Origin of the sequence: Streptomyces sp. SudanB25_2051 (assembly GCF_964272635.1) — a bacterium.
GTDB lineage: Bacteria > Actinomycetota > Actinomycetes > Streptomycetales > Streptomycetaceae > Streptomyces.
Window position 1 is genome coordinate 3,280,651 of sequence record NZ_OZ186787.1, and the last position, 21,456, is coordinate 3,302,106.

General features: G+C 72.2%; 19 protein-coding genes and 1 tRNA gene. 10 read left to right on the forward strand and 10 right to left on the reverse strand.

All coding sequences use genetic code 11. The features are described from left to right. The first annotated feature begins 193 nt into the window (after positions 1-193). Entirely contained in the window at positions 194-1,525 is a 1,332-nt protein-coding gene (locus tag ACSUPT_RS14665) for a hypothetical protein (protein WP_399218644.1), read from the forward strand. 1 nt (position 1,526) lies between these two features. On the opposite strand, the gene ACSUPT_RS14670 is transcribed toward ACSUPT_RS14665, so the two are convergent. Continuing rightward, positions 1,527-2,885 (reverse strand): serine/threonine-protein kinase, encoded by a 1,359-nt coding sequence (locus tag ACSUPT_RS14670; RefSeq protein WP_436944579.1) that lies wholly within the window; start codon positions 2,883-2,885, stop codon positions 1,527-1,529. Positions 2,886-2,944: 59 nt separating this feature from the next. Beyond that, complete coding sequence (locus ACSUPT_RS14675) at positions 2,945-3,493, reverse strand: helix-turn-helix transcriptional regulator (RefSeq protein ID WP_351966476.1); 549 nt, start codon at positions 3,491-3,493, stop codon at positions 2,945-2,947. Between the two features lie 149 nt (positions 3,494-3,642). Here ACSUPT_RS14675 and ACSUPT_RS14680 point away from each other — a divergent pair. After that, positions 3,643-3,715 (forward strand) — tRNA-Ala (locus ACSUPT_RS14680). A gap of 336 nt (positions 3,716-4,051) precedes the next feature. Here the strand turns inward: ACSUPT_RS14680 and ACSUPT_RS14685 are convergent. Both ACSUPT_RS14685 and ACSUPT_RS14690 read right to left on the reverse strand, forming a co-directional pair. Next, the gene (locus ACSUPT_RS14685; protein WP_399218642.1) at positions 4,052-5,074 is read right to left on the reverse strand and encodes an ABC transporter permease; all 1,023 of its coding nucleotides are present in this window, start codon (positions 5,072-5,074) and stop codon (positions 4,052-4,054) included. Positions 5,075-5,313: 239 nt separating this feature from the next. After that, a complete protein-coding gene (locus ACSUPT_RS14690; RefSeq protein WP_399218641.1) occupies positions 5,314-6,510 on the reverse strand; it encodes an NAD(P)/FAD-dependent oxidoreductase in 1,197 nt (398 codons plus the stop codon). A 375-nt stretch (positions 6,511-6,885) separates the two neighbouring features. On the opposite strand from ACSUPT_RS14690, the gene ACSUPT_RS14695 reads away from it, so the two are divergent. Continuing rightward, complete coding sequence (locus ACSUPT_RS14695) at positions 6,886-7,338, forward strand: DUF6344 domain-containing protein (RefSeq protein WP_399218640.1); 453 nt, start codon at positions 6,886-6,888, stop codon at positions 7,336-7,338. A gap of 318 nt (positions 7,339-7,656) precedes the next feature. On the opposite strand, the gene ACSUPT_RS14700 is transcribed toward ACSUPT_RS14695, so the two are convergent. After that, on the reverse strand, positions 7,657-8,334 hold the full coding sequence (locus tag ACSUPT_RS14700; protein WP_351966480.1) for a DUF5324 family protein: 678 nt from the start codon (positions 8,332-8,334) through the stop codon (positions 7,657-7,659). 194 nt (positions 8,335-8,528) lie between these two features. Between ACSUPT_RS14700 and ACSUPT_RS14705 the strand changes: the two genes are divergently transcribed. Next, complete coding sequence (locus ACSUPT_RS14705) at positions 8,529-9,056, forward strand: peptidylprolyl isomerase (RefSeq protein ID WP_351966481.1); 528 nt, start codon at positions 8,529-8,531, stop codon at positions 9,054-9,056. Between the two features lie 267 nt (positions 9,057-9,323). Continuing rightward, a complete protein-coding gene (locus ACSUPT_RS14710; RefSeq protein ID WP_351966550.1) occupies positions 9,324-10,202 on the forward strand; it encodes a rhomboid family intramembrane serine protease in 879 nt (292 codons plus the stop codon). Positions 10,203-10,470: 268 nt separating this feature from the next. Here the strand turns inward: ACSUPT_RS14710 and crgA are convergent, their stop codons facing one another. Beyond that, positions 10,471-10,728, reverse strand: coding sequence for a cell division protein CrgA (gene crgA / locus ACSUPT_RS14715; protein ID WP_023587669.1), 258 nt, complete (start codon positions 10,726-10,728; stop codon positions 10,471-10,473). 145 nt (positions 10,729-10,873) lie between these two features. On the opposite strand from crgA, the gene ACSUPT_RS14720 reads away from it, so the two are divergent. The 5 genes from ACSUPT_RS14720 (at position 10,874) to ACSUPT_RS14740 (ending at position 14,686) form a co-directional block, all read left to right on the forward strand. Continuing rightward, the gene (locus ACSUPT_RS14720) at positions 10,874-11,647 is read left to right on the forward strand and encodes a DUF881 domain-containing protein (RefSeq protein ID WP_351966482.1); all 774 of its coding nucleotides are present in this window, start codon (positions 10,874-10,876) and stop codon (positions 11,645-11,647) included. A gap of 84 nt (positions 11,648-11,731) precedes the next feature. Beyond that, positions 11,732-11,893: a hypothetical protein gene (locus tag ACSUPT_RS14725; protein WP_351966483.1), complete on the forward strand. Its 162-nt coding sequence runs from the start codon at positions 11,732-11,734 to the stop codon at positions 11,891-11,893. Continuing rightward, positions 11,890-12,528, forward strand: coding sequence for an aminodeoxychorismate/anthranilate synthase component II (locus tag ACSUPT_RS14730; RefSeq protein WP_351966484.1), 639 nt, complete (start codon positions 11,890-11,892; stop codon positions 12,526-12,528). The genes ACSUPT_RS14725 and ACSUPT_RS14730 overlap by 4 nt, the downstream gene beginning before the upstream one ends. After that, complete coding sequence (locus ACSUPT_RS14735; RefSeq protein ID WP_436944580.1) at positions 12,525-13,985, forward strand: class E sortase; 1,461 nt, start codon at positions 12,525-12,527, stop codon at positions 13,983-13,985. The genes ACSUPT_RS14730 and ACSUPT_RS14735 overlap by 4 nt, the downstream gene beginning before the upstream one ends. A 23-nt stretch (positions 13,986-14,008) precedes the next feature. Continuing rightward, on the forward strand, positions 14,009-14,686 hold the full coding sequence (locus ACSUPT_RS14740) for a class E sortase (RefSeq protein WP_436944582.1): 678 nt from the start codon (positions 14,009-14,011) through the stop codon (positions 14,684-14,686). A gap of 107 nt (positions 14,687-14,793) precedes the next feature. Here ACSUPT_RS14740 and pknB read toward each other — a convergent pair whose 3' ends face one another. The 4 genes from pknB to ACSUPT_RS14760 form a co-directional block, all read right to left on the reverse strand. After that, on the reverse strand, positions 14,794-16,863 hold the full coding sequence (gene pknB / locus ACSUPT_RS14745) for a Stk1 family PASTA domain-containing Ser/Thr kinase (protein WP_399218637.1): 2,070 nt from the start codon (positions 16,861-16,863) through the stop codon (positions 14,794-14,796). Between the two features lie 144 nt (positions 16,864-17,007). Beyond that, positions 17,008-18,468, reverse strand: coding sequence for a peptidoglycan D,D-transpeptidase FtsI family protein (locus ACSUPT_RS14750; RefSeq protein WP_351966488.1), 1,461 nt, complete (start codon positions 18,466-18,468; stop codon positions 17,008-17,010). Continuing rightward, the gene (locus tag ACSUPT_RS14755) at positions 18,465-19,907 is read right to left on the reverse strand and encodes an FtsW/RodA/SpoVE family cell cycle protein (RefSeq protein WP_351966489.1); all 1,443 of its coding nucleotides are present in this window, start codon (positions 19,905-19,907) and stop codon (positions 18,465-18,467) included. The genes ACSUPT_RS14750 and ACSUPT_RS14755 overlap by 4 nt, the downstream gene beginning before the upstream one ends. 28 nt (positions 19,908-19,935) lie before the next feature. Continuing rightward, entirely contained in the window at positions 19,936-21,435 is a 1,500-nt protein-coding gene (locus tag ACSUPT_RS14760) for a Stp1/IreP family PP2C-type Ser/Thr phosphatase (RefSeq protein WP_351966490.1), read from the reverse strand. Positions 21,436-21,456 lie beyond the last annotated feature (21 nt).

The window sequence follows — 21,456 nt, forward strand, 5'->3', positions numbered from 1 at the left end:
GGCAGACGACGAGGGGAAGCGCGTGAACGGGCGGGGCTGGGGCCGCGGCGCGGCGGGCTACGGAACGGCACAGGCCGACGGGACGGCGGCGGGGCGCGCGGGCCGACTGGCGGCGCCCCGAAACACGGGCGCTGGCGGGCGTTTGGGCGGGCGGAGGCGGCTCGGCGGGCCGCGGGCCGGTGCCGCCGCCGCGGTGGCCGGAGCGCTGGTCCTCGCATCCGGGGCGTACGCACCGCAGGCCCTCGCGGCCGGGGAGCCCGCGCCGTACGCGTTCGCCCGGGACGCGCAGCCCGTCAAGGGCGCCTCGACCACGAGCGACGCGCCGCGGCTGGCCGCCGGCGCCGTCTACAGGGACGCCGTGGCGAAGGACGGCAAGCTGATCTACCGCGTCGACCTGGACGCCGCCAGCCACGCGTACGTCTCCGCCGTCGCGGTACCGCCGCGCGGCGCGAAGCTGACGTACCAGGACGAGCTGAAGGTGGCGCTGCAGGACCGGGACGGCTCGGACTGCGGGAGCACCACGCTGCGGTTCGGGTCAGCCGAGTTCGCCCGCCCCGTCGCCGGATACGTGGACCGGACGGTCGACCCCGAAAAGACGCTGTGCCAGGAGGCCGGCTCGTACTACGTCGTCGTCGAGCGGGAGGGCAAGGAGTCGTCGTCGGGGGAGCCCTGGGGGCTTGAGCTCCGGCATGTGCTGGAGCCGAAGCTCAAGGCCGCCGGGCCGACCGAGGCGCCGGAGAACTGGCCCAGCGCCTCGCCCCAGCCGCCCGCCGGCGGCCCCCGCGAGCGGGCCGGCGGGGCGGGCTTCGCGGACGCGCCCGGCCTGACCGAGGGCGAGTGGAAGGACCGCATCGAGCCCGGCCAGAGCCGCTTCTACCGGATCCCCGTCGACTGGGGGCAGCAGCTGTTCGTCAGCGCGGACCTGGGCAGCTCGGCCGGTGACGGCTTTGTGAGCGGCGCCCTGCCGGTGGCGCTGTACAACCCGGCGCTCGGCCTGGTCGACAGCGACGAGTCCATGTCGTACGACGGCAAGCAGAAGTCGGAGGCGTTCGACCCGCTGCCGCCCGTGGCGTACGAGAACCGTTTCACCTCGGACACGGAGACCAGCGGACTGCGCTTCGCGGGCTGGTACTACCTGCGGGTCAGCCTCAACCCGGAGGTCGGCGAGAAGTTCGGCAAGAAGCCGTACGGGCTGACGCTGCGGGTGAACGTCGAGGGCGAGCCCGAGGCGGCGCCGCCGTACGCCGGCCCGGCCGGGATCTTCACGGTCACCGAGGACGACCGGGAGGCGGCGGCCGAGGGCGAGAGCGGCACCGCCGCCGGGGACTCCGGCACGATGCGCCTCGTCGCGGCGGGCGGGATCGGCACCGGCACCGTGCTGCTCGGCGGACTCGGGCTGTGGACGGTGCTGGCGCGGCGGCGCGCGGACGCGGTGGCCGGTGCCGGCGGGGCCACCGGGGGGCGCGTGCCGCCGTCGCCGGACGCGCCCGCCGGGTTCGGACCCCCTCAGGGGCCGGGCTGGTAGCTCAGAGCCGGGTGAGCGCCCAGATGCCGACGGCGTAGCAGGCCAGGGCCAGCAGGACGACCGGGACGGCCACCGCGCGCGGAGGGCCCGGCCGCCGGCGCGCAGCCGGTACGGGGGAGGCGGCGGTGGCGGCGACGGGGTTGCCGGGGGCCGGGGCGGGCACGGCTGCCGGCGCCGTGGGCGCGTACGGCGACGCGGACGGCGCGGCCGGGTACGCCCCGTACGGCTGCGGCACCATGGCGGGCTGCGGCTGCGGCTGCGGCTGGTGCTGGTGCTGGGGCTGGTGGGATGGCGGGGGCAGGTGGAAGCTGCCCGTCTCCGACGGGGCCGGTGCCGCCTGGGACGGTACGGACGGCACGGACGGTACGGACGGTACGGACGGTACGGAGGGCGCGGGCTGCGCCGCGGGTGCGGCCGACTGCTCCGGTACGGGCGTCGGGGCGGGTACGGGTGCCGAGGCCGGTGCGGGCGCAGGGGCCTGGGCGGGGCCTTCGGGGCCGTATCCCGGCGGCAGCGGGCCCAATTGGTCGAAGACCTCGACCGGCTCCTCCTCGCCCGTCGGCTCGGGCAGCAGCTCCACGGCGGAACCGAGCGCCTTGCGCGCACCGTTCGCCGTACGGAACCGGGCCTGCGGGTCCGGCTGGAGCAGGCCCGCGAGGACCTGCCACAGCGGCTCCGGGATGCCTTCGGGCGCGCTCGGCGTGCCGTGCGCCATGAAGTGCGCCACCAGCGCCTGGGAGTCGGGCCTGCGGCCCTGGAGCAGATACAGGGCGACCAGCCCGACGGCGAACAGGTCGGCCGGGAAGTCCGGCTCGGCGCCCAGGAGTTGCTCGGGCGCGAAGTAACCGGGCGTGCCGATCACCAGATTGGTCTCCGTCAGGCGCGGCTCGCCCTTGCGCATGGAGATGCCGAAGTCGGACAGCCGCAGATGCGGCCGCCCCCTGCCGGTCGCCTCCAGCAGGATGTTCGCCGGCTTGATGTCGCGGTGCACGACCCCCTCGGCGTGCACCGCGGCGAGCCCGGACAGCAGCTGGTCGAGCAGCGTGCAGACGAAGCGCGGCGGCAGCGGGCCGTAGTCCCCGATGACGTGCGCCAGCGAACCCCCGCTGACCAGGTCCATGGTGAACAGGACCTTGTCGTCGTCGGCGGCCCAGCTCGCCGGGGCCAGGACGTGCGGGTGGTCGATGCGCAGGGCCTGCTCGCGGACGAAGCGAAGCAGCGTGTGCGCGTCGCTCTGCTGGAGCACCTTCGCCGCCACGTACCGGCGGCGCCGCTGGTCCCAGGCGCGCCAGACGGCGCCCATGCCGCCCCGCCCGATCGGGTCGATGAGTTCGTACCGCCCCGCGAAGACCTCGCCCATCGCGCTGTGTCGCTCCCCGTGCCGCTGTCGTTCGGTCGCTCGCTGCCGGCCCGGTGCCGTCAGCTCTGGTGGGACTCGTAGTGCGCGACCGCGTCGGCCGTGCGCCCGGCGCCGTACACCCGCAGGAACTCTGCCAGTTCGGGGTGGGTCGGGGCGAGCGTGTCGGCGGCGTCGATGATGTCTCCGGCCGCCGCGACCGAGCGCAGCAACGACTGGATCTCCCGCACCACGCGGCGCACGGTGGGCGCGCCCGTGCCGGGGGTGGACTGGCCGGAGGGCGTCAGGACGGAGCCGCCCTGCGACTTCTTGATCTCCTCCATCCGGTCCGTCGCCTCGACGGCGCTGACGCTGCCGTCGGCGACCTGGCCGGCGAGCTCCTGGAGGGCCTGGACGCGCTGCACGACGGCCGGATTGCCGATCTTCGCGCGCTGACCGCTCATCAGCTGCGACAGCATGGGGGCGGAGAGCCCGAGTATGGCGGCGAGCCGCGCCTGGTTGAGGCCGAGGTCGTCGATCAGCCGGCGGAACAGCGCCCCCAGCGGTTCGCCGTACCAACTGCGCTGGAGCTCTCTGGCTCTGGCGGTCGCTTCCTGCTGTGCAGCATCCATTGCGTCTCCCCATCGCTTCGGTTCGCTGCTGCGAACCTCGCGGAGCATCTTACGGAGAGTGGTCGCCCACGGGGAGTCCCAATCCTTTTGCGGCCCACCCCCCGTCACCCGGTACTCTGGTCTGCGACCACCGCGCGCCGGTGGTCTCCGGGGCCTTAGCTCAGTTGGTAGAGCGCTGTCTTTGCATGGCAGATGTCAGGGGTTCGACTCCCCTAGGCTCCACCCTTCCGCGCCCCCTCGCCCTCTGCATACGAGGTCGAGGGGGTGTTTCGCGTCCGGCGCCGCGCACCGCCGGGTGCGCTCCGGGGCGCCGGGGCTTAGCTGCCGTGTGCGTGCAAACACCAACCAGATGGCGCCCCTCCGCACCCGGGTACGCCGACGGGCCCGCCGACGCCCCCCCGGTACGCCGACGGACCTCCTCGCGCCTCCCGGGTACGCCGACGTGTCTGCTCGCGCCTACCGGATACGCCGACGGGCCTCCGGCCGCGTCCCGGATACGTCGACGGGGCCCGGCGGCAGGCTGCCGGACCGGACCCCGGCTTCCGCGCGGCGGCACGGTCACACGCCGGCTCCCGCGGGAGCGGCGGACGCGGTACGGCGTGCGCGCAGCGGGCCGACCAGGCACAACAGCGCACCGAGCGCGAACCAGGCGCACAGCACGACGACGGACCGGGTGGCGCCGTGCCCGTCGAAGAAGGCCGTGGAGCGCAGCAGCCAGCCGCCCGCACCCGGCGGCATCAGCTGGCCGAGCGCGCCGGACCAGCCGGGCAGCATCTCGGTCGCCGTCGCCGTACCGGACAGGGGGTTGCCGACGAGCATCATGGCGGCGGCGCCCAGGCCGAAGCCCGCGTACCCGAGCAGCGAGCCCAGTCCGAGCACGGTCAGGGAGATCGCCGCGATGGACAGGGCGACGGCGCCGGCGTTGGCCGCGTACGAGCCGCCCAGCGAACCGAACCAGAACTGCAGGACCGCGGTCACGGCCAGGCCGCCTGTCACCGCGAAGGCCAGCGCGCCCGCGATCCGGCGGGACGTTCCGCGCACCAGGCGGGTCAGCAGCACCGCGGCGAGCAGTCCGCCCATGACCAGGGGCAGGGCACCGGCGGACAGACCGGCTCCGCGCGGATCACCGTCGGGCAGCGGGACGAGGTCGCGCACGGGCACCGGAGCGCCCGCTCCCTTGGCTCCGGCCTGGCCCAGCCCGGCGGCGATGCCCTGCAGGGTCTGGGCGACCGACGTGCCGGCGGCCGAGGCGATGATGATCTGCGGCTTGCCGGAGGTGACGTCGACCGCCCCGTACACCTCCCTCTCGCGGATCAGCCGCTCGGCGGCCGCGGTGTCGGCGACCTCGGTGATCTCGAAGGCGCCCGGCCGGCCGCGCTCCAGGGCCGCGCCGACCCCGCGGACCGCTTTGGCCGGTCCGGCAACGGCGATCGGCACGTCGTGCACCGAAGACCGTACGGACGGCCAGGCGAAGGCGGTGAGCAGCACACCGACGGCGACGGTGAGCAGAAGGACCGCCCTGGCCACCGCGGACCAGGGGGACGAGGCCGTGCCGGATTCCGGCGGGGCCTGAGCAGCCATTGCCTACTCCTTGGACAGGACGTGCGGGGTACGCGCGGATGAGGGGGCCGGGCGCCGCCGACCGAGGGGGGGGGTACGGCCGACGGGCGCCCGGAGCTGACGCGGATGCGGGGTGCGCCGATGCGGTCGGCGCGGGGTGTCACGGGCGCGGGGTGCGGGCGCGTCCGACGGTGCGGGCGCGTACGGCGGCGCGGTGCGGTGCGGGTGCGGGCGCGTCCGGCGGTGTGGCCCGGACGGGCTCAGGCGACCTGGTCGGCGGGCGCCGGCTGCCGCACGCCCTTCGCCTCCAGCGTCCGGCGGCGCAGCGGCCCCTTGGGCCAGCTGTGCGAACCGGGCTTCTCCGCCTCCTTCACCAGGTGCTTGACGCTCGCCTCGCAGGCGATCTCCTTCAGCTTCGCGCCCGGACGGCCGCTCACGTAGAGCCCCATCGCGGTCTCGTCCTCGTGGCCGAGCTGGAAGACGGCGGTGTGGCGCCCGAGGCTGATGCACATGGCGCGGAACGACATGTCGACGGGCGCGGGCCGCTCCCCCGCGATCCGGTGCAGCACCGTGTCGGCGGCGTGCGCGCCCAGGCAGCCGGCGGTGTAGGCGCTCATCCGGAACGGCATGTCCGACGGCGCCGACGCGTCCCCGGCGGCAACGATGCGCTCGTCGTCGACGCTGGTCAGCGTCTCGTCCGTAAGCAGACGGCCCACGGCGTCGACGCTCAGTCCGCTCCGCGCCGCCAGGTCGGGCACCCCGAAGCCGACGGTCCACACGGTGACCTCGCTGGGCAGTTCCCGGCCGTCCGCGAGCCGTACGGCGTTCCGCGTCACCGCGGCGACCTTCGAGCCGGGACCGTCGAGCACGGTCACCCCGAGCGCGGCGAGCCGCTTGGCGGCCATACGCCGGGCCCTCGGGTGCAGGTAGGCGCCGAGCACGCCACCGCAGACCAGGGTCACCGGACGCCCCTGCTCCGCCAGCTCGGCCGCCGTTTCGATGCCGGTCGGCCCGGCGCCGACCACCGTCACCGCCGCCGTGCCGGCCGTCGCGTCCACCACGGACCGCAGCCGCTGCGCCGCCTCCAGGGTGGCGACCGGGTACGCGAACTCGGCCGCGCCCGGCACGGACGGCTCCGCGCTGTGGCTGCCCACCGCGTACACCAGGTAGTCGTAGGTGAGCGTCTCCCCGCTCGCCAGCACCACGCCGCGCCGGGCGGCGTCGATGCGCTCCACCGTGTCGAGCCGCAGGCGGACGCCCTTGGCCAGGACCTTCCCGTAGTCGACGACGGCGTCGTGGGAGCCGCCGACCAGCTGGTGCAGCCGGAGCCGGGCGACGAACGCCGGGCGCGGGTTGATCACGGTCACGGTCACGTCTGCGCGCTGCGTCAGGCGGTTGGCCGCCATGACGCCCGCGTATCCACCGCCGATGACGACGACTTCGGTGTGCTCAGTCATGGTGTCTCCTCCGCTTCAAGGGGTTCGCCCTCAAGACACCGCGACCCCGAAGCCTGTGACACGACGTGAGCCGGATCACCTCACCGGCGCCGGACCGCTCCTGGACGTCCTGGCGCGGCCCCTCGCCTGCCGCTGCGGAAACCCACTCCCACCTGCGCCGACGCACGGTGCGACGGACGGGCGGCGGCCCCGGCGGGAGACGAGAACGGGAGGGACGGTACGGCGGAGCGCCACTCGGGATGGTCCAGACGGGTGGTGTTCATCGGAAGATCTGCGCGCGGACGGCGTCGCTCCGCCGCTTCCCGAGATGCGTACACATCATGAGAAAGGTATGTAGATCGCCCACACCGCAACGCGATGGGAAAGCGAGGGGCCATGGCCGCCGACAAGGTCAAGCAGTTCTGGACCGCGATCGTCTCCTTCTTCTGCGGGGTTCTCGCCGCTCTCCGGCCCGCGGTTCCCGTACGGGTCCGCCGCGCCGGTACCGGTTTCGACGCCGCGCCGCACGCCACCGCCACGGCACCCGCGACGGGTACGACCCGTGGACTTGCCCGTGCTGTCGGGCTTCCGGCGCAGCGGAGCGCCACGGCGGCGGAGCCCGCCGCAGGGCGGTGCGGGTCCGGGTGGGGGCGGAGGACGCCGCGTGAGCGCGCGCTGCCGCCGACGATCAAGCAGCGCATCCACGCCGAGGCCCATGGCGCCTCTCCGGCCGTACGGCGCCTGACCACCGCCGGCGTCCTGGCGGCGGACCACCGCCCGGCCGAGCGCGCGACGGACGACGAGGACGCCGACGCGGGCGTCCCCGTGGGCGCGGCGTCCGCGCACTGATGACGGGCCGGCGCGCATCTGCCGCTCGCCGACCCGTCGTACCGGAAGGTCCCGAAGGCTCCGAGCCCCACCGGCCCCACCGCATCTCGCCGGCCCCGCCGTACCCACCGGCGCATCCGCACCACCGGCATCCGTCCACCGGCATCCGTCCCACCGGCGCATCCGCACCACCGGCATCCGTCCCACCGGCGCATCCGCAGCTCGCCGGCGCATCCGCCCGAGGCGCGCGCGGTCAGCACGACCCGTCAGCGGACGGACGGGGAACCCGTCAGCGGCCAGTGAGACCCGTCAGCGCACCGCACCGGCCGGACCCGGCCCTCAGCGGAGCCCGTCGCCGTTGTCCGGCCGCTCCGTCTCGATCGTCTCCGCCCCGGCTTCCGGCCGGACCGTCATCGGCCCGCTGCCGTCGACCGAGGTGAGCGTGGCGCCCTCGGAGACCTCCGTGGGCGGTTCGACCAGCCAGTCCGGGTTGGCCTGCTTGTCCCACCACTTCCACACCGCCACGGCACCGCCGAAGACCACTCCCACCAGGGCGAGCCCCTTCATCGCCCGCCGGGTGCGGGCGCGGCGCTCGTGCCGGCGGACCAGCTTCCTGACTTCCTTCGCCGTGACCTGGCCGCGCAGCGCGGCGAGAGCGGCCGTCGAGCGGGACATGGCCTCCTCCCGTACGGGACCGGCCGCGGCCATCGCCTGCTCCAGCCGGGGCGCCGTGTAGTAGGCGGCCTGACGAGCGGCCCTGCGGGTCTGGTACACGGCGCGGTGCGCGGCCGTGTCGAGCTTCGGCGGTACGTGCGGCGCGACGTACACGCCGTACCCGACGCGTGCCTGCTGCGCGGCTTTGGAGACCTTCGGCGCCACCTTGACGCGCGCCTCACGCGCGTAGTGCGCGGCCTGCTCCCGGGCCGCGCCGGCGTAGGGCGCCACCACGTCCGCGGCGTGCAGCACGCTCTCCTTCGCCGAATCGGTGGCGGCGCGCACGCTGTCCATGCGGGTCACGAGATCCTCCTCCTCGGTGGCGGTTCGATTACCTCACCTTTCCGCCGTTTTGGAAATCATGCCCCGGTGCTTCCCGGTCGGCATGCGATGCGGGCATCCGGGGCATTCCCGTGTGACCGCGCCGCCTTTTGCTCCCGGCGAAGCCTTCCGTGCGAGGATCGGTCGCGTAAGAGAAGACCTAAGGAAGGCACATCGTGGCCGAGCAGCTTTACGCCACCCTGAAGACGAACCACGGCGACATCGAGATCCGGCTCTTCCCGGACCACGCGCCCGCCACGGTCCGGAACTTCGTCGAGCTCGCCAAGGGTGAGCGCGAGTGGACGAACCCGGCGACCGGCCAGAAGACCACCGCCCCGCTGTACAACGGCACGATCTTCCACCGGGTGATCAGCGGCTTCATGATCCAGGGCGGCGACCCGCTGGGCAACGGCACGGGCGGCCCGGGGTACGAGTTCAAGGACGAGTTCCACCCCGACCTGTCGTTCAACAAGCCGTACCTGCTGGCCATGGCCAACGCCGGCCCGGGCACCAACGGTTCGCAGTTCTTCATCACCGTCGCGCCGACGGCCTGGCTGACCGGCAAGCACACCATCTTCGGCGAGGTCGTCGGCGAGTCCGGCAAGAAGGTCGTCGACTCGATCGCCGGCACCCAGACGAACCCGCGCACGGACCGTCCGGTCAAGGACGTGGTCATCGAGTCGGTCGTCGTCGAGAAGCGCTGAGCGCTCCCTCCGGCCCGGCGGCGAGCGGGCTTCCCGCACCCCCGGGGCGTGTCCCCGACGCGTCCGCCGCGATGTGCGACGCGTCCGCGGCGATGTGCGGTGGAAGCCCGGTGGTGTCCGACGCGTCCGCGGCGGTGTCCGGTGGAACCCCCGGCCATGTCCGGGTGATGTCAGGGTGGCCTCCGGGGCCATCGGGGAACCTTTCCGCCCCGTCCGTCCGTAAGGATGGGCGGGGCGTTGGTACGCGACGACGACGAGGGGAAGCCCATGGAGCAGAGCCAGGCGCCGAACGGGCTGTCGAGCTGCTACCGACACCCCGGCGTGGAGACCGGTGTCCGCTGCACCCGCTGCGAGCGCCCGATCTGCCCGGACTGCATGGTCGCGGCGTCGGTGGGGTTCCAGTGCCCCGAGTGCGTGCGTGGCGGATCGGGCACGGGACACGCGCCCGGAGTGGCCCGGCCGCGGAACATCGCGGGCGGCGCCATCGCCTCCGGTGACCAGCAGCTGGTCACCAAGATCCTCATCGGGATCAATGTGCTGGTGTTCCTGGCCGGGCTGTTCTCGGCGGGGCTCGTCGACGAGCTGGTGCTGATCGGGCTGGCCTTCGACCCGGAGCTGTTCCGGGTGGTCGGCGTGGCCGACGGCGAGTGGTACCGGCTGCTGACGGCGGCGTTCCTGCACCAGGAGGTGTGGCACATCGCCTTCAACATGTTCGGCCTGTGGATGCTGGGCGGGCCGCTGGAGGCCGCCCTCGGCCGGCTCCGCTATCTCGCGCTGTATCTGCTGTCCGGGCTCGCGGGCAGCGCGCTCACCTATGTGATCGTGGCGCCGAACCAGCCGTCGCTGGGCGCGTCCGGCGCGGTGTTCGGGCTGATGGGCGCGACGTTCGTGCTGTACCGGCGGCTCCGGTACGACCTGCGGCCGGTGCTCGGCCTGATCGCGCTGAACGTGCTGATCACGGTGGTCTTCCGGGAGACGATCGCCTGGCAGGCGCACCTCGGCGGCCTGGTGGCCGGGGCGATCGTCGCGTACGGCATGGTGGGAGGGCCGCGTGCGATGCGGCCGCTGCTCCAGTGGGGCTCCTGTGCGCTGGTCCTCGGCGCGACCGTCGCGATGACCGTCCTGAGAACGGCCGCGCTCACCTGAGCGGCAGCTTTCCCCAGAGTTGTCCACAGCCCGTGACGGCCGTGCCGCGCGCTGTCGGGAACACCTGTGCCCCTCGTCGCTGACCTGGGCGTTTCCCATGCGGCGAGGGGCTGGTGCGGTGCATGTCAGAGGGTGGACGCAGTCACATCGGCGTCAACAGGATGCAGGTTATCCACAGATCGTCTGAACTTTTCCACTGCTGTGCACAACGCTGTGGATAACCCTTGCGAGGGCTTGACGCGGCACAGGGCCGTCCGCTACCCGGCGGCTACTTCCACTGGGTCGACACGGCGAAGCCGGCGGCGATGAAGCCGAAGCCGACGGCGACGTTCCAGTTCCTCAGGGACTCCATGGGGAGCGTGCCGTCGGTGACGAAGAAGACCACGATCCAGGCCAGCCCGATCGCGAACAGCGCCAGCATGACCGGAGCGACCCAGCTGCGGTTGGTCAGCTTGATGGCGGTCGCCTGCTTCGCGGCGGGGGGCGGCGTGAAGTCGGCCTTCTTGCGGATACGTGACTTCGGCACGAGGAACTCTCCTGTCGATGCGCTGCGTGACCGCGCGGAAACGGTGACTTGTGCTGGTTACGGGCTGAGAACGAGGTGGCCCGTCTCCTCGCCCAGGCGTCCGTTAGCGTAGTGCTTCCTCGACGCCTAAGGAGATAAGGGTACGTTGAGCAATTCCGCCGACTCTCCCACGGAGCCGGCCCGGCGCGGTACGTGGCGGCCGGTGCGGCTGCTGACCGCCGCCGTCTTCGCCCTCGCCGGCCTGATCTTCGTCACGAGCTTCAACACCGCCAAGGGCACCAACATCCGCACGGACGACTCCCTGCTGCGCCTCTCGGACCTCGTGCGCCAGCGCAGCGACAAGAACGCCGAGCTCGAGGAGTCCACCGCGGCCGTGCGCGAGGACGTCGACGCCCTCGCCCGCCGCGACGACGGTTCGAGCGAGGCGGAGGACGCGCGGCTCGGCGCCCTGGAGAAGGCCGCGGGCACCACGGAGGTCTCCGGCGACGGCCTCACCGTCACCCTGAACGACGCCCCGCCCGACGCCCAGGCCGCCCCCGGCTATCCCGAGCCGCAAGCCAACGACCTCGTCATCCACCAGCAGGACCTCCAGGCCGTCGTCAACGCCCTCTGGCAGGGCGGAGCCGAGGGCATCCAGGTCATGGACCAGCGGCTGATCTCCACCAGCGCCGTGCGCTGCGTCGGCAACACCCTGATCCTCCAGGGCCGCGTCTACTCACCGCCCTACAAGGTCACGGCCGTCGGCGACACCGGCAAGCTCCGCAAGGCCCTCGCCGACTCCCCCGCCATCCAGAACTACCAGCTGTACGTGAAGGCCTACGGCCTGGGCTGGAAGGTCCAGGAGCGCGGCGCGATGACCCTGCCCGGCTACACGGGCACCGTGGACCTGCGCTACGCGCAACCGGCCACCGGGTCCTGAGCGTCCACGTTTTCCACAGGGCGCCCACCGGGAGGGCATCGCCCCGTACTCTGGTGCGGTAACGAAGGAAGGGACGCGGACGTCATGTACGGCTGGATCTGGCGGCATCTCCCGGGCAACGCATGGGTGCGGGGCCTGATCTCCCTCGTGCTGGTCCTCGGCGTCGTCTACCTGCTCTTCCAGTACGTGTTCCCCTGGGCGGAGCCGCTGCTTCCGTTCAATGATGTGACGGTGGACGGACAGTGAGCGCGCGCATCCTCGTCGTCGACAACTACGACAGCTTCGTCTTCAACCTCGTCCAGTACCTGTACCAGCTCGGCGCCGAGTGCGAGGTCGTCCGCAACGACGAGGTCGCGCCGGCCCACGCGCAGGACGGCTTCGACGGCGTGCTGCTCTCGCCCGGCCCCGGCACGCCCGAAGAGGCCGGCGTCTGCGTGGACATGGTCCGCCACTGCGCCGCCACGGGCGTCCCCGTCTTCGGCGTCTGCCTCGGCATGCAGTCGATGGCCGTGGCCTACGGCGGGGTCGTCGGCCGCGCGCCCGAGCTGCTGCACGGCAAGACCTCCCTCGTCGTCCACGAGGGCCGGGGCGTCTTCGCCGGCGTCCCGTCGCCGTTCACGGCCACCCGCTACCACTCGCTGGCCGCCGAGCCCGCCGACCTGCCGGACGTCCTGGAGGTCACCGCGCGCACCGAGGACGGCATCATCATGGGCCTGCGCCACCGGGAGCACGCGGTGGAAGGCGTGCAGTTCCACCCCGAGTCGGTGCTGACCGAGCACGGCCACCTGATGCTCGCCAACTGGCTGGAGCGGTGCGGCGACACCGGTGCGGTCGGCCGCTCCGTGGGCCTCGCGCCGGTGGTGGGCAAGGCCGTCGCGTGACCGACGTGCGCCCGGAGCACGACGCGGCCGGGGGCGGCGGGGAGGGCTCGCCCTGGTTCCGGGCCGAGGAGCCCCCGCGGCAGCAGGCCGCCCCCGGAGCCGTACCCGAGCCGCAGGAGTGGCGGCCGGAGCCGTACGGGACGCCCGCCGCGCCGGTCGCGGAGCCGTACACGGCGCCCTACGGGGCGTACGGGACGCAGGAGGCGTACGGCGGCCAGAGCGCCCCGCAGGACCCGTACGCGGCGCCGCAGTCGCCCTACCAGGCCGCACCCGCCCCGCACCCTGCCGCTCCCGGTGCCGCGCCTGTCCCGCACCCGGCCGCGCCCGGGCCGCAGCCGTACGAGGCCGCCCCGAGGCCGTACGAGACCGCGCAGTCCTACCCGGCCGGTTCCGACGCGTACGCGGCGCCGCAGCCCTACGCCGAGCCCGGCCCGTACGAGCGGCCCTACGCCGTCGATGACACCCCCGCTCCGGCCCCCGCCGACACCCCGGCGCCCGGCGCCGGCTCGACGGCGGTGCTGCCCGTCATCGACCCGGCCACCCCGGCCCCCGGCGGCGCCGGCGGCCCCACCACCGGCCGGCCCGGCGACGCCACCGCCCCCGAGGCCGCCGACGGGCAGACGCCCGGAGGCCGCGCCGAGCGGCGGCGGGCGGCCAAGGGCCGGGGCGGCCGCCGCCGAGCCCCCGGTGCCCCGCCCCCCGCCGCTCCCGCCACGGGCTCCCCGTCCGGCGCCCCGCTGTCCCGTGTCGAGGCCCGCCGCGCGGCTCGCGCCGCCAAGGAAAGCTTCGGCGTGATCGTCAGCCGGGTCATGGGGGAGATCTTCATCACCTTCGGCGTGGTCATGCTGCTGTTCGTCGCCTACCAGCTGTGGTGGACGAATGTGCAGGCCGGCCTGGAGGTCGACAAGGCCAAGGACCGGATCGCGCAGGACTGGGCGAAGGACGACGCCGACCGGAAGCCCGGCGTCTTCGAGGCCGGCGAGGGCTTCGCGATACTGCACATCCCGAAGCTCGACGTCGTCGTGCCCGTCGCCGAGGGCATAGACAAGGAGAAGGTCCTCGACAAGGGCATGGCCGGCCACTACGCGGAGGGCGCCCTCAAGACCGCCATGCCGTCCGACAAGCAGGGCAACTTCGCGGTCGCCGGCCACCGCAACACCCACGGCGAGCCCTTCCGGTACATCAACCAGCTCAAGCCCGGCGACCCCATCGTCGTGGAGACCCGCGAGGCGTACTACACGTACGAGATGGCCAGTATCCTGCCGCAGACCCCGCCGTCGAACGTGTCGGTCCTCAAGCCCATCCCCGACGGCTCCGGGTTCACCGAGCCCGGCCGGTACATCACGCTCACCACCTGCACCCCCGAGTTCACCAGTACCTACCGCATGATCGTGTGGGGCAAGATGGTCGAAGAACGGCCGCGCAGCAAGGGCGTACCGGACGCGCTCGCGGGCTGACACCTCAAGACGGGACAGATGTAGTGGCACGTGCGCGGAACCGGATCGCCGGCGTCATCGGAGTCTTCGGCGAACTGCTCATCACCGCAGGCGTGCTGATGGGGCTGTTCGTCGTCTACTCGCTGTGGTGGACGAACGTCCTGGCCGACCGCGAGGCCGACAAGCAGGGCGACGCCGTCCGGAACAGCTGGACCGACACCAGCCCCGGAGCCCTCGACACGAGGGGCGGCGTCGGCTTCCTCCACGTCCCGGCGATGGGCGGCGACGAGGTCCTGGTCAAGGAGGGCACCAGCCCCGAGGTCCTCAACCACGGTGTCGCCGGCTACTACACCGAGCCGATCAAGTCGGCCCTCCCCGCGGACAGGACCGGCAACTTCACGCTCGCCGCGCACCGCGACGGGCACGGCGCCAAGTTCCACAACATCCACAAGCTGAAGACCGGCGACCCGATCGTCTTCGAGACGAAGGACACCTGGTACGTCTACAAGGTCTTCAACACCCTCCCGAAGACCTCCCGGTTCAACGTGGACGTGCTCCAGCCCGTCCCGAAGGACTCCGGAAAGACCAAGCCGGGCCGGTACATCACGCTCACCACCTGCACGCCGATCCTCACCTCCGACTTCCGGTACATCGTCTGGGGCGAGCTGGTCCGCACCGAGAAGGTCGACCACGCCCGCACCAAGCCGGCCGAACTGCGCTGAGCCCCGCGTCGCGAGGACGCTCCGCGTACGCCGAAGGCCCGGCACCTCGAGGGTGCCGGGCCTTCGCCATGCGGTGGGGGCGCGTGCCCCGGCGGGATGCCTCCCGCTCACTGCTCCGGGCGGAAGACCACGCCGTTCACGCCGCCGAACCAGCCCGAGTCGTTGTTGTCGCCGTCACCGTCGCCGCCCGGGTTGCCGCCGTTCCCGCCGTTGCCGCCGTTGCCGCCGCCGTTCCCGCCGAGGCCCTGCGTCTTCACGGTGACCGGGGTGTTCGGGTCGACCTTCTTGCCCGGCTTCGGGTCCTGGTCGACGACGAACACCGCGTCGTTGTCCGGGCCCTCGCCGACGGTCAGCTGCAGGCCCCGCTGGGCGAGCACCTGCTTCGCCTGGCCCAGCAACATGCCCGTCACCTGCGGGACCTCGACCTGCTGCTGCTGAGGACCCTTCGACACGCGCAGCGTGATGTCGGAGCCCTCGGAGACCCGCTCGTCCGGCTTCGGGTTCTGGTCCACGACCGTGCCCGCCGGCTTGTCCGAATCGACGTCCTCCCGCAGCACGCGGAACTTCAGCGTCTCCAGCTGCGCCTTCGCGTTGTCGAAGTTGCTGTCGATGACCCTCGGCACCGACACCTTGTTCTTCGCGGCGATGGTGATGGTGACCTCGGTGCCCTTCTCCTGCTCCGTGCCGCCCTCGGGGTCCTGGCGGATGACGGTGCCCTCGGGCTTGTCCGACTCCTCGGTCTCGACCTTGACCTTGAACCCCTCGGACTCGAGGGTGGTCGTGGCCAGGTCCCTGGACTGCTCCAGGACCGTCGGCACCTTCACCTTCTCGGCGCCCTCGGACACCCAGACGTCGATCGTGCCGTTCTCCGCCATCTGCCGCACGCCGTCGGCGGCCGGCTCCTGGCGGCACACCGACCCCTTCGGCTGGTCGCAGCGCGCCGCGCCCGCGTTGGTGACCTGCACCCCTGAGGTCTCGGCCGTCTGCTGGGCGTCCGCCAGCGTCTTGCCGACCAGGTTGGGGACGGTCACCTGGCGGGGGTCGTCCTCGCTGAAGACGGCCTTGCCGATGAGGATCGCGCCGACCAGCACGAGGATGCCCGCGAGGACCAGCAGGATCGTCGAGAGGTTGGACTTCTTCTGCGGCGGGCGCCGCCGGCCGGCACCCCGGTCGTCGTAGCCGTACGCGCCGTCGTCCGGGTTCATCGGGGGCAGCATCGACGTCTGCGCGCCCGGGTCCGCCGGGTGGTGCATGGCCGCGGTGTGCTGGTCCGGGTGCGGGTAGCCGTAGCCGCCCGGGGCGCCCATGGCACCCATCGCGGCCGCCGCGGCGACCGGCTGGCCGTCCAGGCACGCCTCGATGTCGGCGCGCATCTCGTCGGCCGACTGGTAGCGGTAGTCCGGGTCCTTGACCAGCGCCTTGAGGACGATCGCGTCCATCTCGGGCGTGATCTCGGGGTCGAAGACGCTCGGCGGCTGCGGCTCCTCCCGTACGTGCTGGTAGGCGACCGCCACCGGGGAGTCCCCGATGAACGGCGGGCGCACGGTCAGCAGCTCGTACAGCAGGCAGCCGGTGGAGTACAGGTCGGAACGGGCGTCGACGGTCTCGCCCTTCGCCTGCTCCGGCGACAGGTACTGCGCGGTGCCGATCACGGCGGCCGTCTGCGTCATCGTCATGCCGGCGTCACCCATCGCACGGGCGATGCCGAAGTCCATGACCTTGACCTGACCGGTACGCGTCAGCATGACGTTCGCCGGCTTGATGTCGCGGTGGACGATGCCGGCGCGGTGCGAGTACTCCAGGGCCTGGAGGATGCCGACGGTCATCTCCAGCGTGCGCTCGGGCAGCAGCTTGCGCCCGGAGTGCAGCAGCTCACGCAGGGTGGACCCGTCGACGTACTCCATGACGATGTACGGGATGGACACGCCGTCGACGTAGTCCTCGCCGGTGTCGTACACGGCGACGATCGCCGGATGGTTGAGCGAGGCGGCCGACTGGGCCTCACGGCGGAACCGGGCCTGGAAGGACGGGTCGCGCGCCAGATCGGCCCGCAGCGTCTTCACGGCGACGGTGCGGCCGAGCCGGGTGTCGTGGGCGAGGTAGACCTCGGCCATGCCACCACGGCCGAGCACCGAGCCCAGCTCGTACCGGCCGCCGAGGCGACGCGGCTCATCCATAACTGTTCCAGCCCTCTCCGTCAGTCCCGGCCGCAACCGTGGTGTGGTCCGGCGGTGTGCTGTCCGCGCAAAGGCTACCGGCCACGACGAGCCGATCCGGCCGGGACCGGAAGCTGATACGGGACCGGTACACAGGCACCGCCCTCACTTCCGGCTGTCCAGCACCGCCTTCATCACGTCGCGCGCGATCGGCGCGGCCAGGCCGCCGCCGCTGATGTCGTCGCGGGTCGCGTTGGAGTCCTCCACGACCACGGCGACGGCGACGGGGGAGCCGCTGTCCGTCTTGGCGTACGAGATGAACCACGCGTACGGGCGGGCCTTGTTCTTCTCGCCGTGCTGCGCCGTACCCGTCTTGCCGCCGACGGTCACGCCGTCGATCCGCGCCTTGGTGCCGGTGCCCTTCTCGACGACGTTCTCCATCATCTTCTGGACGAGCTGCGCGGTCTCCGCGGACATCGGGCGGCTCATCTCCTCGGGCTCGTGCTTCTCGATCACGTCGAGGTTCGGAGCGACGAGGTGGTCCACCATGTACGGCTTCATCAGCTTGCCGTCGTTGGCGATCGCGGCGGTGACCATCGCCATCTGGAGCGGGGTGGTCGCGGTGTTGAACTGGCCGATGGACGACAGGGCGTTGCCGCCCCGGTCCATCTTCTTGTCGTAGACGGAGGCGGCGGCGCGGACCGGGGTGTCGACCTCCGGGTTGTTGAAGCCGAACTTCTCCGCCATCTCGACCATCTTGTCGCGGCCGACCTCGTCGCCGAGCTTCGCGAAGACGGAGTTGCAGGAGACCTCCATCGCGTAGTTCAGCGTCGCGTTCTCGCAGCCGCTCGCGTGGTTCTTCATCGGCACCGTGGACAGCGGCAGCTTGTACGGCTCCGGGGTGTCCGTCGGGGCGTTGATGTCCTTGACGATGCCGTTCTCGATCGCGGCGGCGGCCGTGACGACCTTGAACGTCGAGCCGGGCGGGTAGATCTCGCGCAGCGCGCGGTTCTGCTTCGGCTTGTCCTTGTCCTTCTCCAGCGCGATCCAGGCCTTCTCGTCCTTGCCGGAGTAGCCGGCGAAGCTGCCCGGGTCGTACGAGGGGGTGGAGGCCAGCGCGAGGATCTTGCCGGTCTGCGGGTCGATCGCCGCGACGGCGCCCTTCTTGTCGCCGAGGCCCTCGTAGGCGGCCTTCTGCGCGGCGCCGCTGAGGGTGGTGACGACATTGCCGCCCTTCTTCTGCTCGCCCGTGAACATCGAGAGCGTGCGGTCGAAGAACAGCCGGTCGTCGTTGCCGGTGAGGATCGAGTCGTTCAGCTTCTCCAGCTGCGTGGAGCCGTACGCCTGCGACGCGAAGCCGGTGACCGGGGCCCACATGGGGCCGTCCACGTAGGTCCGCTTGTACCGGAAGTACGGGTCCTTCGAGTCGACGGAGCCGGTGATCGGCTTGCCGTCCACGATGATGTTGCCGCGGACGGAGGCGTACCGCTCGATCGTCACGCGCCTGTTGCGCTCGTGGGAGTTCAGCTCGTCGGCGCGGACGAACTGCAGCCAGTTGTCCCGGATGAGCAGCGCGAACACCAACAGGCCGCAGAAGATCGCGATATGGCGCAGGGGCTTGTTCACGGGCGGACCACCTGGGTCATCTCGGCGTCGGGGCTGGGAGCGGGGGCGGGCGCGGGGCGGCGCGCGGTGTCGCTGATCCGCAGCAGGATGGCGATCAGCGCCCAGTTGGCGATCACCGACGAACCGCCGTACGCGAGGAACGGCATCGTCATACCGGTGAGCGGGATGAGGCCCATCACACCGCCGGCGACGACGAAGACCTGGAGCGCGAAGGCCCCGGAGAGGCCGCAGGCGAGCAGCTTGCCGAACGGGTCGCGGGCCGCGAGGGCGGTACGCAGACCGCGCTCGACGATCAGCCCGTACAGGAGGATGAACGCCATGGCGCCGGCCAGGCCCAGCTCCTCGCCGACGGAGGCGAAGATGAAGTCGGAGTTGACGGCGAACTTGATCAGGTCGGAGTTGCCCTGACCGAGACCGGTGCCGATGGTGCCGCCCGAGCCGAACGACATGAGGACCTGGGTCATCTGGTCGCAGGCCCACGCCATGTTGCTGTTCTCGGGCGCGGTCTTCAGGCACTCGAACGGGTCGAGCCAGGCCGCCACACGGGACTGCACATGGGTCGCGAACGAGCCGACGACCACCGCGCCGCCCACGGCCATCAGCAGACCCATGACGATCCAGCTGGTGCGCTCGGTCGCCACGTAGAGCAGGACGACGAACATGCCGAAGAACAGCAGCGACGTGCCGAGGTCGTTCTCGAAGACCAGGATCGCGAGGCTGAGCGCCCAGATGGTGAGGATCGGGCCGAGGTCGCGGCCGCGGGGCAGGTAGAGGCCCATGAAGCGGCGGCTGGCCAGCGCGAGCGCGTCGCGCTTCACCATCAGGTACCCGGCGAAGAACACCGCCAGGACGATCTTGGCGAACTCACCGGGCTGGATGGAGAACGGGCCGACCCGGATCCAGATCTTGGCGCCGAAGCTGTCCGTGCCGAGCCCGGGGACGAGCGGCAGCAGCAGCAGCACGATCGCCGCGACCATGGAGATGTACGTGTAGCGCTGGAGCACCCGGTGGTCCTTGAGGAACACCAGCACCAGCAGGAACAGCGCCACGCCGATCGCCGAGTACATCAGCTGCTTCGGGGCGTCGCCGCTGTGGCTGCCGTACAGCCGCATCGAGTCGGCGATCAGCCGGGGCGACTGGTCGAGGCGCCAGATCAGCACCAGGCCCAGTCCGTTGAGGAGGGTCGCCAGCGGCAGCAGCAGCGGGTCCGCGTAGGTGGCGAAGCGGCGCACCAGCAGGTGCGCGATGCCGGCGAGGAGGCCCAGGCCCAGCCCGTAGCCGAGCATGCCGGCCGGGACCTCGCCGTCGAGGGCGAGCCCGACGTTCAGATACGCGAAGACGGGGATCGCCACGGCGAAGCCGAGCAGCATCAGCTCGGTGTTGCGGCGGCTCGGTGCGTCGATCGCGCCGATCGTGGTCGTGTTGGTGACAACGCTCATGGTGGTGGAAAGGCCCCCCTACGGGTGCTTACTGCTTGCCGCAGTTCGAGGCCAGCCTCTGCTCGTCCTCCGTGAGCGTGGGGCCCGGGGAGGGGTTGGCTGTGGTGGGCGTGGGCTTGGGCTTGGTGGTGTCGGCGGAGCCCGTGGTGCCGCCGGCCTGCTCCTCGCTCGGCGGTGCCGACGGCTGGGCGGCGGCGGCCGCGCGGGCCTGCTCGCGCTTGCGGCAGGCCGAGGCCTGCGCGCCCAGCTCCTTGATCTTGGCTTCCGCCTTGGCGAGGCTGCTGCCGGGGATGGTCTCCTCGACCTGCTTCTGCTGATAGGCGGGGAGGTACTTGAGTTCGATGTCGGGGTGGTCCTTCTCGACCTTCGACAGCGAGATCCACGCCAGGTCCTGGCTGATGCCGCGGTACAGCGCGACATGGCCGTCGTTCGCACCGACGTAGTACTGCGTCTGCGTCCAGCGCCAGCCGCCGTAGGCGCCGCCGCCGATGAGCGCGAGCACCAGCAGCGTGAAGAAGATCCGCTTGAACCACTTGCGGCCCTTGCCGCGCGGCTTGCTGAGGTCGGCCTGGCTGTACGTGCCGTAGCCGCCGTCCTCGGGCGGCATGCCGCCGTAGCCGATGTCGTCGCCGCTGCCGGGGGGGCCGAAGCCGCCCGCCGGGGGCGGCCCGGACCGGCCCAGGCCGGACGCGCGGCCCGCCGGGGTCTGCATGGCGCCGCCGTCGTTGAGCTGCGGCTGGTTCTCGGCGACCGCGCCCACGACGACGGGGGTGTCGCTGAGCCGGCCGGCGAGGGTGTCGCCGCCGTCGACGTCGAGGACGTCCGCGACGATCACGGTGATGTTGTCCGGGCCGCCGCCGCGCAGGGCGAGCTGGATCAGCTCCTGGACGGTCTGCTGCGGGTCCTGGTAGCCGGCGAGGGTCTCCTCCATCGTCTGGTGGGAGACGACGCCGGACAGGCCGTCGGAGCAGATCAGATACCGGTCGCCGGCGCGGACCTCGCGGATCGACAGGTCGGGCTCGACGTGGTCGCCGCTGCCCAGCGCGCGCATCAGCAGGGAGCGCTGCGGGTGGGTGGTGGCCTCCTCCTCGGTGATCCGGCCCTCGTCGACGAGCCGCTGGACCCAGGTGTGGTCCTGGGTGATCTGCGTGAGGACGCCGTCGCGCAGGAGGTACGCGCGGGAGTCGCCGACGTGGACGAGGCCCAGGCGCTGACCGGTCCACAGCAGGGCGGTCAGGGTGGTCCCCATGCCTTCGAGCTGGGGGTCCTCCTCGACCATCATCCGCAGCTGGTCGTTGGCGCGCTGCACCGCCGTGCCGAGCGAGGTGAGGATGTCCGAGCCGGGGACGTCGTCGTCGAGCGTGACGAGCGCGGAGATGACCTCGGAGGACGCGACCTCGCCCGCGGCCTGGCCGCCCATGCCGTCGGCGATGGCGAGCAGCCGGGGGCCGGCGTAACCGGAGTCCTCGTTGCCCTCGCGGATCATGCCCTTGTGCGACCCGGCGGCGAAGCGCAGTGACAGACTCATGCGCACCTCACCTGTCGGCTC

Excerpts from the sequence above, each read along its gene's own strand:
- ACSUPT_RS14670 (WP_436944579.1), bottom strand. The coding sequence starts at position 2,885 with ATGGGCGAGGTCTTCGCGGGGCGGTACGAACTCATCGACCCGATCGGG.
- ACSUPT_RS14675 (WP_351966476.1), bottom strand. The coding sequence starts at position 3,493 with ATGGATGCTGCACAGCAGGAAGCGACCGCCAGAGCCAGAGAGCTCCAG.
- ACSUPT_RS14685 (WP_399218642.1), bottom strand. The coding sequence starts at position 5,074 with ATGGCTGCTCAGGCCCCGCCGGAATCCGGCACGGCCTCGTCCCCCTGG.
- ACSUPT_RS14690 (WP_399218641.1), bottom strand. The coding sequence starts at position 6,510 with ATGACTGAGCACACCGAAGTCGTCGTCATCGGCGGTGGATACGCGGGC.
- ACSUPT_RS14695 (WP_399218640.1), top strand. The coding sequence starts at position 6,886 with ATGGCCGCCGACAAGGTCAAGCAGTTCTGGACCGCGATCGTCTCCTTC.
- ACSUPT_RS14710 (WP_351966550.1), top strand. The coding sequence starts at position 9,324 with ATGGAGCAGAGCCAGGCGCCGAACGGGCTGTCGAGCTGCTACCGACAC.
- ACSUPT_RS14725 (WP_351966483.1), top strand. The coding sequence starts at position 11,732 with ATGTACGGCTGGATCTGGCGGCATCTCCCGGGCAACGCATGGGTGCGG.
- pknB (WP_399218637.1), bottom strand. The coding sequence starts at position 16,863 with ATGGATGAGCCGCGTCGCCTCGGCGGCCGGTACGAGCTGGGCTCGGTG.
- ACSUPT_RS14755 (WP_351966489.1), bottom strand. The coding sequence starts at position 19,907 with ATGAGCGTTGTCACCAACACGACCACGATCGGCGCGATCGACGCACCG.
- ACSUPT_RS14760 (WP_351966490.1), bottom strand. The coding sequence starts at position 21,435 with ATGAGTCTGTCACTGCGCTTCGCCGCCGGGTCGCACAAGGGCATGATC.